Here is a 14,660-nt window from a genome sequence, read left to right on the forward strand (position 1 = left end):
GAGGTCTTAAGAAAGAGAAGCTGTTTGGAATCTGGGTTTCCAAACAGCTTCTCTTTTTTAAGTTTTGACAGCTTTCAGTTACCAACCTATGGGGCATATTCTTCCGCCTTTGACCGTAGTCGACCAGATGGGTCGTCAAGTGGCCATTCCTTATCCGCCGCACCGTATTGTGTCATTAGTGCCTTCCCAAACAGAGTTACTTTATGATTTAGGCCTTAGTCACCGAATTGTTGGCGTAACAAAATTCTGCATTCATCCACCTACCGCCCGCCACACGGCTGCTGTCATTGGCGGCACCAAGAACTTCCACTTTGACAAAATAGCCTCTTGCCAGCCTCACCTCATTCTCGGCAACAAAGAGGAAAACTACCAGGAAGGCATTGAGCAGCTAGCCACCCGGCACCCGGTCTGGATGAGCGACATTGCCACGCTGGCCGACTCGCTGGACATGATTCGGCGGGTGGGGCTACTCACCGGCCGCAAAGAAGCCGCCGATACGTTGGCGGCAGAAATTGCCAACTCGTTTGCCGGCTTGGTGCCGGCTTCCGAGCCCGTTCCAGCCGCCTACTTTATCTGGCGCAAACCGTACATGGTGGCTGCTGGGGGTACTTTCATTGACGACATGCTGGCGCGCGCCGGTTTCCACAATGTGTTCGGCCACCTGGGCCGCTACCCGGAAATCACGCCGGAGCAACTGCAAGCCGCCGCGCCTCGGCAGATTCTGCTGTCGTCGGAGCCGTATCCGTTTGGGGAAAAGCACGTGGCAGAGTTTCAGGCCATATGTCCGACAGCTGAAATCCGCATTGTCGATGGGGAATTATTCAGCTGGTATGGCAGCCGGTTGCGGTATTCGGCGACATACTTTCGGGAGTTGTGGCCTACGCTTTAGCTTGGGCCGGGCATCGGCAGCTCTCAGTCTTACCGTTTGCTTGCAGCCAACGCACGGCCTAAGCTGAAGCGTAGGCCACATTCATTCCTGCCTTCTCCAGCTCGGCCCAGAACTGCGGGTACGACTTACGCACCACCTGCGGAGCCTCGATAGTAAGCGGGCCGCGCATGGCCAGCGGCGCAAAAGCCATAGCCATGCGGTGGTCGTGGTAGGTGGCTACCGTTTGGCCGCTGACCTGGAAACCTTCGGACGTAACCCGGAAGCTGCCGTTGCCCTCGTCGGTTAGGGCGCCGCCGAACTTGGCCAGTTCCGTTTGCAGGGCGGCAATCCGGTCGGTTTCCTTGATGCGCAGGCTTTCCAGGCCGGTCATGGTGGCGGGTACTCCTAAGGCGGCAGCTACCACGGCTACGGTCTGGGCCAGGTCGGGGCAGTCGGTGAAGTCCTGAGTGAGGGACTCGGTGGGCGTGGTTTGGGTGAGGCGGATGGTTTCGCCGGCCAGAAACTCGGTCTGCACACCCAGCTTTGCCATAATATCGGCAATGGCCTGGTCGCCCTGCCAGGAGTAGCGGCGCAAGGTGGGCAGCGTGAGAAAGGAGCCCGGCGGCGCCAGGGCCACCAGTGCATACCAGTAGCTGGCCGCCGACCAGTCGCCCTCCACGGTGTAATCGGTGGGTTGGTAGGGCTGGGGGCGCACCTCCAGCACCCGGCCCAGGTCGCGGCACTGGGCCCCGAAATGCTGCATCAGAGCCTGAGTCATGCGGATGTAGGGCCGGGAGCCGACTTTGCCGGTCAGCCAGATGCGCAGGCCGTGGGGCAAAGTGGGCCCCACCATCAGCAGAGCCGAAATGTACTGGCTGCTGATGTCGCCGCGCACGGTTAGCTCCGTGAAGTCGGCGGCTTCTTCGGTGGCGGGCTGGGGCGTGCGGCCGTGCAGGCGCAGGGGCGGGTAGCCTTCTTGCCCCGCATACTCGATGCGGGCTCCCAGCTGGCGCAGGGCCTCCACCAGCACCCCAATGGGCCGCTCCTGCATGCGGGCCGTGCCGGTCAGCGCGGTGGCGCGGCCGGTCATGGCTAGGTAGGCTGTCAGAAAGCGCATCACCGTGCCGGCGTCCTCGGCGTCGAACACCTCGGCGGCGGGGTCGTGCAGCAGGCGCTGCATGAGTTGGGTGTCGTTGGCGTCGGAGAGGTTGTGCAGGGCGCCGCCCCCGGCCAGGGCCCGGATAATGAGGGCACGGTTGCTTTCACTTTTGGACGCCGGCACCTGGGCCGTGCCCCGCACGGGCCCGCCCGCCCAGGTCAAAGAAACAGAAGAGTTAATAGTCGTAGAGGTGGAAGGGCGAAGCCGGACTTCAACCCAAGGTGAAACATGGAAACAGAGAGAAGCAGCTTAGAAAGCTGAAAAGACCGTCCTGCTGAGCGCAGCCGGAGGCGCAGTCGAAGCATCTCTACCGCGCTTCGTTGCAGTGCTAGATGATTAGCCCCGGTAGAGATGCTTCGCGGGACTCAGCATGATGGTCGAGTGACTCTTGAACAGCTGTAAGGTCTACAGTCGGTGGTAGTAGCGTAGGGCGGCGGCAATGTCTTCCTCGGTGACAGGCTGGTCGTAGATGCCGTGGCCAATGCCTTCGAGCAGCGTGCAGTTGATGACGGCGCCCGTGTTTTTCTTGTCCTGGCGGGCAAAGTCGGCAATGGGGTCGGCTTCGAGCGACACAAACTGCACCTTCTCGAACACCGACAGCACGCAAGTTTCTACCTTTTCCAGCCCGGCCGCCGACAACAAGCCTTTCCGGTGGCTCAGCCAAGCCTCGCACACCAGCCCGGCGGCCACCGCTTCGCCGTGCAGAATTTCGCGGCCCGGCTGGAGCAGCAGGTAACTCTCCAGGGCGTGACCTACGGTATGCCCGAAGTTAAGCAGCTTGCGCGGCCCGCTTTCCCGCGGGTCCTGCTCCACAATGCGCTGCTTCAGGGCCACCGAGTCGCGGATGATGGGCGTCCAGTCGATGGTGAGCACGCCCTGGGCGCCGTAGGTGGCGAAGGCGTCGGCGTCGGCAATCAGCCAGTGCTTGAGCACTTCGGCGTAGCCAGCCTTGAGCTGGCGGGGGTCGAGGGTGGCCAGGAAATCAGGGTTGATGCATACCAGCCAGGGCTCCTGAAATACGCCAAGCTGGTTTTTGAACCCCAGGAAATCAACGCCGGTCTTGCCGCCTACGCTGGCATCTACCTGGGCCAGCAACGTGGTGGGCACCTGCACAAACCGGATGCCGCGCTTATACAAAGCCGCGCAGAAGCCGCCCAGGTCCGTTACCACGCCCCCACCCAGGTTGACCAGCACTGCATGGCGGTCGGCGCGCAGCTCGGTGAGCTGGCGCCACACTTCCTCGCAGGTAGTCAACGTCTTATGCTCTTCGCCGGCCGCAATTTCTATCAGTGTGTGGGTGGCGGGCAAGTGGGGCTTAAGCCGCGGATAGCATAAGGTGGCCGTGTTGGTATCGGCCAACACCACTACTTGCCCTAAGCCTGGGCGGGCCAGTCGGGCGCCTAACTCAGACAGAATCTGGTTGCCAATCAGCAAATCTTCGTTCAACACAAGCTTGCTTTAAAAGATATTTATGTGCATTTTATTCCAACATAAGACAAAAATAGCTTGCTTTGATGCAACTAAATGGCCTGATTTTTGAAATATGCGCCGCAACTTACAGGGTATTTTCGATGAAGCATTGTGTACAAGTTGCTTGCTGGGGAGCTTCGCTTTTCGCAGTTTCCTTGCTGAGTGCCTGCAACCGGGAGTCGCTGCCCACGGTGGAGGAAAAGCTGGTGGGCCGGTGGGAATGGCAGCAAACCGCCGATGCCGACCAGAACACGCTTACTCCGGCCAACACTGGCCATCAGGTGGTAGTCGAGTTTGACCGCCGCGGCCGGGCCCGCTTTTACCAGGACGGCGCTTTGGTTAGTGCCGCGGCCTTCTCGTTGCGCCGGGAGATGAGCGGTTTCGGCCGGCCAGCGCGGCAGGTTATCATCTACCGCGGCTACCGCTCCAACCAGGTGTACACCGTTACGGGCAACCAGCTGAGCCTGCAAGAAACCAGTGGCGCAAAGCTGGCCGAACACACGTACACCCGTCTGGTTCCGGCTGGCCCAGACCACCTACCGGAGCAGAAAAAATTATAATACCTGGTTGCCCTGGCTTCTGCTTTGCCGCCGGCTCTGCTGTTTGATGCGCGAAAGGCATCAGGCGGCAGAGCTTTTTTTTGCAGAAAACGCCGTCCCCCGCTAGTTCAGTTGGGGGTTTGGGTTGCAACCGAGGCGCCGAAAACAAGCTCTAGCGAAAAAGCATTGCCCCCAATTTCGCTTGCCTCTATGTACCCATCTATTCTACCCGCCCGACTGCTACAGCTAACGAGCCTTCTGGCACTGGCTACCACGTTGCTGGCCTGCCAGCAAGACGAAGAAACTCCCAGCACCGGTCTTGTCGGCCGCTGGCAGCTTACCAACCGGCAGTGCTTCTGTGCACCTGGTCCAGTACCCGACGAAACGGTTATTTTCACTGAGAAAGAATACTTCTTCTATGAAAACGGGCAGCTGGCCCGCCAGGGCACTTATACAATGGGCGCCGGAAAGATATGCGGACTTTCCGTTCAGGAAGGCCTGCTCAACCTCACGCCTGCCTCTACCAATCCGCCTGCCCTGACCTCCGCAACGCCCACCGCCAACGCCACGACGCTGACGCTGGACTTTGGCCGGGCCTGCGACGCGCCTTTCAACACTTACCGGCGCCTGAAATAAGCCACACGCAGCTCCGGCCAGGCCCCCTTTATTCCGGCCGCTGCAGAATCTCGGTTTGCTTGCGGATGCTTTCAATGTGAATGAGCTTGTACAGCTCCGCCACAAACTTCTCGTTGACGCCTACCCGACCGGCCCAGTCCCGGCGCGAGGCAAAGATTTCCTGCCAGCGGTCCAGCTGCAAAATCTTCACGTTGTTTTCGCGCTTGTACTCGGCCAGCTCCTCCACCAGCGACATGCGCCGGGCCAGGGCCTCGATGATTTCCCGGTCGGCCACGTCCATTTTCTGGCGCAGCTCCTCGGCTTTGTTGCGGTACTCGGCGTTGTCGGAGGAGCGGTAGCGGTACTTCAGCTCTTGGAGCAGCTCGCCCAGGCGCTGGGGCGTAATCTGCTGCTCGGCGTCCGAGAGGGCTTGGTCGGGCGTGGGGTGGGTTTCAATCATCAGGCCATCGTAGTCCAAGTCGAGGGCCTTTTGGGCGATGGGCAGCAGCAGGTCGCGCCGGCCACCGATGTGGCTTGGGTCGCAGATGAGCGGAATGTGAGGGAAGCGGGTTTTCAGCTCGATGGGCAGGGCCCAGGTGGGCGCGTTGCGGTAGCGCGAAGGCGCAAACGTGCTGAAGCCGCGGTGAATGGCGGCCAGGTCCCGAATGCCGGCCCGCTCCAGTCGCTCCAGGGCTCCGGCCCACAAGGCCACGTCGGGGTTCACGGGATTTTTCACCATCACGGGCACGCCGGTACCGGCCAGCGCATCGGCCAGTTCCTGCACCGCAAACGGATTGACGGTGGTGCGGGCCCCAATCCAGAGCACATCCACGCCGTAAGCCAGGGCTTCCTCTACGTGGCGCGGGGTGGCTACTTCGATGGTTACCGGCAGGCCGGTTTCCGCTTTCACCCGCTGCAACCAGGGTAGGGCGGCCGCGCCGCGTCCCTCAAAAGAACCCGGCCGGGTGCGGGGCTTCCACACCCCGGCCCGAAACAGCTGCACCCGCCCCAAAGCTCGCAGGCCGTGGGCAGTGGCCAGCACCTGCTCCTCGGTTTCGGCTGAGCAGGGTCCGGCAATGAGCAGTGGAGCCGCCTGGGCGTGCAGCAGGCGGGTGAAATACGTTTCGGGGGCAGATACGGAGGGCATGAAACAGCGGAGAAAAGCAGTGGGGCCGGGCAGATGCGGCCAGCGGAAAAGCGCCTCGCGTCGGGGTAACTATCCACTCCCAAACGATGTTTAACGGCTATCTTCGCACCGGCCAAATTCCACCCTGCGCCGCCAAAGCTAGCACCCGATGTCCGTAACCCAAGCCCCGCCCCTCTCCTTCGACAACACTGCCGTGGCGTTTGCCTCCAAGTCCGACGCCGACCTGCGCAAAATGTACGCGCTGTTTGCGGCCATGAACAACAATGCCTTGGTGAAAACCGGGGGCGGCCTGATGAAGACGGCGCTGAAATGGCAGTTGCCCGGCACCAAGTTCCTCATCAAAAACTCCATCTTCGAGCAGTTTTGCGGGGGCGAAACCATTCAGGAATGCCTGCCTGTCATTCAGGAGCTGGGGCGCTACAACATCGGCACCATCCTCGACTACTCGGTGGAGGGCGAGGGCAACGACAAAAGCTACGACGCCACAACCACCGAAATTCTGGCGACGCTGGACCTGGCCCACCGCTCCCGCCACATTCCGTTTTCTGTATTTAAGGTGACGGGCGTAGCCGATGCGGCTATCTTGGAGAAGGTACAGGCCGGCACCGCCCTCAGCCCCACCGAGCAGGCCAGCCTGGAGCGCAGCAAAAAGCGCATCAACGCCATTTGTGCCCGCGCCCACCAGTATGGGGTGCGTGTGTTCGTGGATGCCGAGGAAAGCTGGTTTCAGGAAACCATCGACCAGCTGGCCACCGAGATGATGGCCCGCTACAACCGCGAATCGGCCATCGTGTGGAACACCTACCAGCTCTACCGCCACGACCGACTCGAAGCCTTGCAGGAGGACCACGCCGCCGCCGAGCGAGGCAGCTACTACCTGGGCGTGAAGCTGGTGCGCGGGGCCTACATGGAAAAAGAAGCCCGCGTAGCCGCTCATCAGGGCCGCCCCAACCCCATCAACCCCACCAAGCAAGCCACCGACGACCTGTACAACGAAGCCCTACGCTACTGCGTGCAGCACATCGACCGAATCAGCATTTGCGCGGGCACCCACAACGAGGCCAGCTCCCTGCTGCTCACCGAACTGATGCAGGAGCATGGCGTGGCCCCTAACGACCCGCGGGTGTGGTTTGCCCAGCTCTACGGCATGAGCGACAACCTGAGCTACAACCTCGCCAACGCCGGGTACAACACCGCTAAGTACGTACCGTACGGTCCCGTAGAGGCCGTAATGCCTTATCTGCTGCGCCGCGCCGATGAGAATACGGCCATTGCCGGCCAGAGCAGCCGCGAGTTTCTCTTAATCCAGCGAGAAATAGCCCGGCGCAAATCCAGGGGGTAGCTCGTCAGCCAAAACGGCACAGTTTTGGTGAAGCCCGCCCGACGCATTGGCTGCAAAACCAATGCGTCGGGCTTTTTTGCTACATTCCGTTCCCATCTCACCGCGCTCATGACTGGTCGAGTACGCAGGCATCTGATCCGTTTTTCCCGCACGCAGGTAGGCACTACCAGCTACCTCAACTTGGTTCAGGAGGCCGAGTTGGGCTTTAACCTGGATATTTCCCACGAGAAAGCCCGGCTGAATGAGATTCTGGCGGAAATTTCGGAAACCGAGCATCGTGCCGGCCGCCCCGTGCTTAGCTGCCTCGTGAAGGTGGAAGGTTCCAAAGGGCAGGGCGACAATTTCTATAAGCTGTGCGAACGGCTAGGCCTGGGGGAGTGGCGCACGCTAAAGCAGCAGGAAGACTTTCTGAAGAACATGCGCCGCGAATGCCGCGAGTTCTGGAAGAATGAGGAGAACTACGAGAAGTTCGCGTAGGCTCTATCTTTTGGAGGTTAGGGAGAAGAGTAGTTGGGTTTTGTAGATAATACAGCAGTTTCAGAAGCTGCTATACAGTAAAAAGACGGTCCTGCTGCGCCCTGCGTAGCAGGACCGTCTGCGTTCTGCTTTCTGCTACATGCCCACCCAGCGCAGAGGCGAATAACAAAATATTGGCTTACTGAAATAGAAATGGGAAGCGGGCCGCAACCTCAACTAAGGCGTAGCCGTTAAGCTCCCTCGAAGGCTACGCCACTCTCCCTTTTATGCGGCGGGCCATTCTCTCCTTCATCATTAATTCAACACCCCACCCCCATGAACAACGATTCGAACAACCCGACGAACACTGGCACTGGCTCTGGCGCAAACTATGGTACTGGCTCGGCTGGCTCGGGCTATGGTACCGGCACCGGCAGCTCTACCTCGGGCGGTAATATGGGCAACTCCAGCACCGGCAACTCGGGGCTTTCTGATTCTTCAACTGGCACTGGCTCCACCTACGGCAGCTCGACCAGCGGCGACAGCCAGCACCATGACTACAGCGCCACGCAGAAAGGTGCTGCTCTGGCCGGCTCGGCTGGCGCCGCAGTAGGTGCCGGCATCGACGCAGTACAGAACGCCGCCGGCGATGCAGCCCGCGCCGTAACCGGCAGCAACACTACCTACGGCTCGGGTGGCATGATGACCAGCTCGTTCCGCGACCGTGAAAGCGCTGAGCGTGCTTACTCTACGCTCTCGTCGCGCGGCTATAGCAAAGACGACGTGAACGTGCTGATGTCGGATGACACCCGCAAGCGCCACTTCGGCGACGATACGGCTCACACGGAGTTGGGCGACAAAGCTATGGAAGGTGCTGGCGTAGGCTCGGCCATTGGTGGTACCGCTGGTGCTATCATTGGTGCTATTGCTGCCATCGGCACGTCGGTAGCTCTGCCTGGCCTGGGCCTGGTAATTGCCGGCCCGATTGCCGCTGCTCTGGCTGGTGCCGGCGCGGGTGGCCTAACGGGTGGCCTGGTAGGCGCTCTAGTAGGCTCGGGCATTCCGGAAGAACACGCTGCCGAGTATGAGAGCGACATTAAGAACGGCAATATTGTAATGGGCGTGCGTCCGCGCAGCGACGAAGACGCTCGTTACTTTGAAGAAGAATTCCGCCGCCACAATGGTGACAAAGTACGCCGCTACTAGTTTCTAGACTTGTAGCTAAAAAAGCCCTTCTCTTCAGTGAGAAGGGCTTTTTTGTTTGTAGCTTACGCTGTACTCTATTGGGTTTACGCCCTGGTCTGCTATCGACTTAGCAGCCCGGAGACAACCCAACGCGGCCTGAGGCTGTCTTTGTAGCACAGAACAGGCAACTAGCCCGCTTTTTGCTGTCTTACAACCCCGCTGGCTACGGGGCACTTATTTCGCTGGCAATAGCGTTTTCAGACAGAACCAGGCATCTGGGCGGCCCGTACCGTCAGGAGTGCGTTTTGCTTACATTTGATTTTCCTCATCTCACCCCGATCCTTCATGTCATCCCCCCGACTCAAGATAGGCTTGTATGCCTCGGTGTTGCTGGCGGTGTTTGTGCTGGCTTCTTACAAGCTGTACCAGCGCAACGACGCCCGGGCTCCGCAAAAAGACGAAGTGCTGATCAAGGCCATGCTGCAAGCCTTGAGTGCAGCCCACTACCAACCGGAGCGTATCGACGACAGCTTCTCCAAGCGCGTTTTCGACTTATATCTAAAGCGTATTGATGCCAGCAAGAAGTTCTTGTTGCAGCCGGACATAGCTCAGCTGCGCAAGTACCAGAACGACATCGACAACCAGGTGCAGCGCGGCACCCATGAGTTTTTGGACCTGAGCACCCAGCTCATGGACCAGCGCGTGAAGGAGGTCCAGGGCTTATACCGCGAGATTCTGGCTAAGCCTTTCGACTTCACGGTAGAAGAAAACTTTGAAACCGAGTCCGACAAGATCAACTTCGCGGCCGACAAAGCGGCGCAACGGGAGGAATGGCGCAAGTTTCTGAAGTATCAGACGCTGGTGCGGGTTTCGGAGATGATGGATGAGCAGGCAAAGAAAAAGGATAAGCCGTTGGCTTCGTCGTCGGTTACCCCGTCGCCGGCCACTACGTCGGAGCCCATGCGCACGCCCGAGCAGATGGAAGCCGAAGCCCGCAAGCGGGTGCTGAAGTATTTCGATGACTACTTCAAGGACCTGCAACAGACCGACGCCAACGACCGGCTGGCTATGTATGCCAACACGATTTCCAACACCTACGACCCGCACACCGAATACTTTGCTCCCCGCGACAAAGACAACTTCGATATTGCCATGACGGGCCGCTTCGAGGGCATTGGGGCAACGCTGCAAGAAAAAGAAGGCCAGATTAAAGTGGCCGACATCGTGCCCGGCTCCGCCTCGTACCGCCAAGGCGACCTGAAAGCCGGCGACATCATTTTGCGTGTGGCCCAGGGTGCCGAAGAGCCCGTGTCGGTCGAAGGCTGGCGCCTTGACAAGGCCATCACCCTGATTCGGGGCCGCAAGGGTACGGAAGTACGTCTGACCGTGCGCAAACCCGACAACAGCACCAAGATTATTCCCATTATCCGCGACGTGGTGGTAATCGAGGAAACCTACGCGCAGTCGGCTACCATCAATGAGAATGGTAAAAAGCTGGGCTACATCAAGCTGCCAAACTTCTACGCCGACTTTAACGACAACGGTAGCCGCAGCTCGGCCGCCGACGTGAAAAAGGAGCTGGAAAAGCTGAAAGCCGAAAATGTACAGGGCATTGTGCTTGACTTGCGCTTCAACGGCGGCGGCTCGTTGCAGGACGCGGTGGAAATGGCAGGCTTGTTCTTCGAGAGCGGCCCGGTAGTGCAGGTGCGTGGCGGCCAGGGTGCTCCCACCATCATCAACGACCGGGACCCGCGGGTGCAATACAGTGGCCCGCTGGTGGTGCTGGTGAACAAATACAGCGCCTCGGCTTCGGAAATCCTGGCTGCTGCCGTGCAGGATTATAAGCGCGGCGTAGTAATGGGCTCGGCCAGCACGTACGGCAAGGGCACGGTACAGCGCATCTTCGACTTGGACGACGCCATGCCCGCCGAGTTTAATAGCATCAAGCCGTTTGGCTCGCTTAAGCTCACTACGCAGAAGTTCTACCGTGTTAACGGAGGCTCTACGCAGTTTAAAGGGGTAATTCCGGATATCGTACTGCCCGACGCCTATAGCTACCTGGACCAGGGCGAAAAGGAAACCGACTACCCGCTGAAGTGGGACGAAATCAGCCCGGCCAAGTACCGCCCGTGGAACGCTCAGCCCAACTACGACAAGCTGAAGCAAGCCAGCTCGGCCCGCGTAGCCAGCAGCCCAAGCTTCAAGCAGCTTTCGGACATGGTGCAGCGCATGGTAAAGCGTAAAGACGACACCAAGGTATCGTTGAAGCTGACTACTTACCGCGCCGAACATCAGCAGGCCAAAGCGGAGTCCGATAAATACGAGGCTATTCAGAATGCCGCTCAGGCCATGGCCATTGCCCCGCTAGCCTCTGACCTGCGCCAGCAAGGCGCTGATACGGTTAAAGTGAACCGTGCCTCACGTTTTGTAAAGCCGCTGAAAAAGGACATTACCCTTCGCGAAGCCGTAGCGGTGCTGAAAGACCAGATTTAAGTTATAACTCTGCTTGGCCGCCGGGCCTAAAGCCTTCCTGCTCGCTGAGTGGGAAGGCTTTTTTCTGTGCTTATTCCGTTAGCCAACTATGTTAGCAAATCAACTGTTTCCAAAAACTTTTAATTAATAAGAAATTTTCTTTGTAATCCATTGATTTACAGCATACTATTTTTAGTAATTTCAGACAATTATTTTAGCAAATAAGAACTAGAAAAGCAGTATCTTGGTTTACTAAGCATGACAACGACAGACATGGAAACGACCATCATCCCGCTCGTAACGGACGAGCAGAAGCAGGCCGAGGAAACCTGGCGCAAGTCCATTCCGGCGCAGGTGTTTCTGAACTACTTCTTTGCCATCAACTACCACATTCAGCAGGCCGACGACGCCACAGGCGGCTTACAGCACCTGCCCTACTTCCGGGCGCACCAGGCTGAGCTGACCGAGGCCGACGTGCAGGCAATCAGCAAGCTGCTGCACGCCTGCTGGAGCACGGAGTACGCCCTGCGCTCCACCGCCGAGCTGGGCGACGAGGACTACCTGCGCAACGCCCTGCACTGGACGTTCCCGCAGGCTTACCACACCATCATGGCGGGTTTGCAGGCATTCCTGTACACGGCCGGCGTGCGTAGCAACAACCCCTCGCTGATTCGGCGGGAGGTGGGCCGCCTGGTGGTGCGCAACGCCTACCCGCGCCCGATTTCGTTCTACGCCGCTGGCGCTTACGGCGACTTCAGCATTCACCGCTTGCCGCTGGCTGGCTACAAGGCCGGGCTGCACATTGCCAGCAAGGAAATCGACGCTCAGGCCCAGATTGGTCAGTTCCTGCGCACTACCCGCAAGATCAAGGCCCAGGCCACCCGCCAGCAGGTGCAGGCTAACCCCAACACCGCGCTGCGCAGCCAGAAGACCGGCAAGGTGCTCGATAAGTGGACGGCTTCGCACTGGCAGCAGATTACCTGGCGCCTGGGCTACACCACCATCTTCGACCTGCTGGGCCGCCTGCGCATCTCGCAGACCAGCCGCGAGATTGAGCGCTACGTGGAGGCTGAGATTGACTTCAAGCTGTTTCACCAGTCCCTGCTCAACATTGTGAGCTACCTCAACGGCATCCACGAAACCTACGTGGCCAAAGCTATGGGGCTGGAGCGCTACCAGCAGCTAGTAGCCGAGCTGCCCCGGCACCTGCAGAATTCCTTTGTGCAGGAGCGCCTACGTACCCGTGTGGAGCCCACGTTGCAGGAAGAAGCGCCTACTATGCGCCTGGCTGCCTAAACCACGGATTCCGGCGGATTCATCGGATTACTCGGATTTTGTAGACGATTGTTCGTGTATGTTATGTATATCTCAACGGCTCGCCTATCTGGCGGGCCGTTTTTTATTGCCAGTATGCTACACTATACGCTTGCGCTGTTTGTCTACAGTTCAGAGGCTTGAACAACAATCGTTTGCAAAATCCGGGGAATCCGATGAATCCGCCGGAATCCGTGGTCTATCTTTGCGGCTTGACTTTTCGGCCCCCGGCGGGCTTTCTTTTTAACCGTAGCCCCATGCACCACCTCAGCGAACAGGAAATTATTCGCCGCAACAAGCTGGAAGAGCTTCGGCAGCTTGGCATCGAGCCCTACCCTTCGGAGCTGTTCGACGTGAACTTCTACGCCCAGGAAATCCTCGACAACTACCATCCGGAGCTAAACAACTTCCAGGAGGTACGCCTGGCGGGCCGGCTGATGTCGGTGCGGGTGATGGGCAAGGCCTCGTTTGCGGAATTGCAGGACGCGTCGGGCCGGATTCAGCTCTACATCAACCGCGACGAAATCTGCCCTGGTGAAGACAAAACGCTGTACAACACCGTCTTCAAGAAGCTCGTGGACCTGGGCGACTTTGTGGGCGTACAAGGCCACGTATTCAAGACCCAGGTGGGCGAAACTTCGGTGCATGTGACGAGCTTCCAGCTGCTAAGCAAGAGCCTGCGCCCCTTGCCGGTGGTGAAGGAGCGCGTGGATGAAGCCACCGGCGAAAAGGTTGTCTACGACGGCCTCACTGACCCCGAGATGCGCTACCGCCAACGCTACGTCGACCTCGTGGTGAACCCGCATGTGCGCGACGCTTTCATTAAGCGTACCCAGCTGGTGCAGGCCATGCGCAACTTTCTCAACGACAAAGGTTACCTGGAGGTAGAAACTCCAATTTTGCAGCCCTTGTACGGTGGGGCAGCGGCTCGGCCCTTCAAGACTCACCACAACACGCTGGACATGACGCTCTACCTGCGCATTGCCAACGAGCTGTACCTGAAGCGCCTCATCGTGGGTGGGTTTGATGGGGTGTACGAATTTTCCAAGGACTTCCGCAACGAGGGCATGAGCCGCTTCCACAACCCGGAGTTCACCCAGATGGAGCTTTACGTGGCCTACAAGGACTACTACTGGATGATGGACCTAGTGGAAGAAATGGTGGAGCGCGTAGCCTTGGCCCTGCACGACAAAACCGAAGTGCAGGTGGGCGACAACCTCATCAACTTCCAGCGCCCCTGGAAGCGCTTCACCATGGCCGAGGCCATCGAGCACTACACCGGCCTAAACATCGAAGGCAAGAGCGAGGACGAGCTGCGCGCCGCAGCCAAAGACCTGAAGGTGGCGCTGGAGCCGAGCATGGGCAAAGCCAAGATCATCGACGAAATTTTCGGGGAGCACGTGGAGCCCAAGCTGATCCAGCCCACGTTCATCACCGACTATCCGGTGGAAATGTCGCCGCTAGCCAAGAAGCACCGCTCGAAGCCGGGACTGGTGGAGCGGTTTGAGGCTATTTGTAATGGCAAAGAAATCTGCAACGCTTTCTCAGAGCTAAACGACCCCATCGACCAGCGCCAACGCTTCGAGGAGCAGCTGGAGCTAGGCAAGCGCGGCGACACCGAAGCCATGGTGCTCGACGAGGACTTTTTGCGGGCCTTGGAGTACGGTATGCCACCCACGGCCGGCCTGGGCATCGGCATCGACCGCCTAAGCATGATAATGACCAATTCCCACTCGATTCAGGACGTGCTATTCTTCCCGCAGATGAAGCCGGAATACACCAAGTCGGAAAACGCGCCTAAACACTAATCAACCACAGATGAAACGGATTTTTACTGATTACACAGATGCAATTAATCTGTGTAATCAGTAAAAATCCGTTTCATCTGTGATTATAAATCAGAAAGCCTCCCGCTGTGTGTAGCGGGAGGCTTTCTTTTGTAACAGACTAAGCGGTTGTTGAAGTGCCTTTGCCTGAAGAAGCTTGCGATGGGCGAATCTGATTTTGCTACCAGGTTATCTTAACCTTCCCCCGGTAGAAGCTCTTACTGCCGGCAATTTTGCAACAGGTGCATATCCAACTTCCTGTAAGTC

The 14,660-nt window shown here is 58.7% G+C and carries 12 protein-coding genes; 9 read left to right on the forward strand and 3 right to left on the reverse strand.

Features of this window, described 5'->3' with window-relative positions; all coding sequences use genetic code 11:
- Window positions 1-127 precede the first annotated feature (127 nt).
- A complete protein-coding gene (locus tag OIS53_RS09770; RefSeq protein WP_264682334.1) occupies window positions 128-889 on the forward strand; it encodes an ABC transporter substrate-binding protein in 762 nt (253 codons plus the stop codon).
- 58 nt (window positions 890-947) lie between these two features.
- On the opposite strand, the gene OIS53_RS09775 is transcribed toward OIS53_RS09770, so the two are convergent.
- Together OIS53_RS09775 and aroB are read right to left on the reverse strand one after the other, a co-directional pair.
- A complete protein-coding gene (locus OIS53_RS09775; RefSeq protein ID WP_264682219.1) occupies window positions 948-2,189 on the reverse strand; it encodes a 3-phosphoshikimate 1-carboxyvinyltransferase in 1,242 nt (413 codons plus the stop codon).
- A 243-nt stretch (window positions 2,190-2,432) separates the two neighbouring features.
- Window positions 2,433-3,476 carry a 3-dehydroquinate synthase gene (gene aroB, locus OIS53_RS09780; protein WP_264682221.1) on the reverse strand — a complete coding sequence of 348 codons (1,044 nt, stop codon included), beginning with the start codon at window positions 3,474-3,476 and terminating at the stop codon, window positions 2,433-2,435.
- Between the two features lie 176 nt (window positions 3,477-3,652).
- Here aroB and OIS53_RS09785 point away from each other — a divergent pair, with 176 nt between their 5' ends.
- Window positions 3,653-4,057 carry a hypothetical protein gene (locus OIS53_RS09785; protein ID WP_264682223.1) on the forward strand — a complete coding sequence of 135 codons (405 nt, stop codon included), beginning with the start codon at window positions 3,653-3,655 and terminating at the stop codon, window positions 4,055-4,057.
- Between the two features lie 189 nt (window positions 4,058-4,246).
- Complete coding sequence (locus tag OIS53_RS09790; protein ID WP_264682224.1) at window positions 4,247-4,672, forward strand: hypothetical protein; 426 nt, start codon at window positions 4,247-4,249, stop codon at window positions 4,670-4,672.
- A 28-nt stretch (window positions 4,673-4,700) separates the two neighbouring features.
- Here the strand turns inward: OIS53_RS09790 and OIS53_RS09795 are convergent, their stop codons facing one another.
- Window positions 4,701-5,798: a bifunctional 3-deoxy-7-phosphoheptulonate synthase/chorismate mutase type II gene (locus OIS53_RS09795; RefSeq protein ID WP_264682225.1), complete on the reverse strand. Its 1,098-nt coding sequence runs from the start codon at window positions 5,796-5,798 to the stop codon at window positions 4,701-4,703.
- 148 nt (window positions 5,799-5,946) lie between these two features.
- Here OIS53_RS09795 and OIS53_RS09800 point away from each other — a divergent pair, with 148 nt between their 5' ends.
- The 6 genes from OIS53_RS09800 to lysS all read left to right on the forward strand — a co-directional run bounded on the left by OIS53_RS09800 (window position 5,947) and on the right by lysS (window position 14,375).
- Window positions 5,947-7,140, forward strand: coding sequence for a proline dehydrogenase family protein (locus OIS53_RS09800; protein ID WP_264682226.1), 1,194 nt, complete (start codon window positions 5,947-5,949; stop codon window positions 7,138-7,140).
- Between the two features lie 108 nt (window positions 7,141-7,248).
- Window positions 7,249-7,617 (forward strand): hypothetical protein, encoded by a 369-nt coding sequence (locus OIS53_RS09805; protein WP_264682228.1) that lies wholly within the window; start codon window positions 7,249-7,251, stop codon window positions 7,615-7,617.
- Window positions 7,618-7,932: 315 nt separating this feature from the next.
- The gene (locus OIS53_RS20390) at window positions 7,933-8,802 is read left to right on the forward strand and encodes a hypothetical protein (protein WP_319805487.1); all 870 of its coding nucleotides are present in this window, start codon (window positions 7,933-7,935) and stop codon (window positions 8,800-8,802) included.
- A 324-nt stretch (window positions 8,803-9,126) separates the two neighbouring features.
- Entirely contained in the window at window positions 9,127-11,274 is a 2,148-nt protein-coding gene (locus tag OIS53_RS09815; protein ID WP_264682229.1) for a carboxy terminal-processing peptidase, read from the forward strand.
- A gap of 237 nt (window positions 11,275-11,511) precedes the next feature.
- A complete protein-coding gene (locus tag OIS53_RS09820; protein ID WP_264682230.1) occupies window positions 11,512-12,549 on the forward strand; it encodes a hypothetical protein in 1,038 nt (345 codons plus the stop codon).
- Between the two features lie 275 nt (window positions 12,550-12,824).
- Window positions 12,825-14,375: a lysine--tRNA ligase gene (lysS, locus tag OIS53_RS09825; protein ID WP_264682231.1), complete on the forward strand. Its 1,551-nt coding sequence runs from the start codon at window positions 12,825-12,827 to the stop codon at window positions 14,373-14,375.
- The last annotated feature ends 285 nt before the right edge of the window (window positions 14,376-14,660 follow it).

This window comes from Hymenobacter sp. YIM 151500-1 (assembly GCF_025979885.1).
In the GTDB taxonomy this organism is placed as follows: domain Bacteria; phylum Bacteroidota; class Bacteroidia; order Cytophagales; family Hymenobacteraceae; genus Hymenobacter.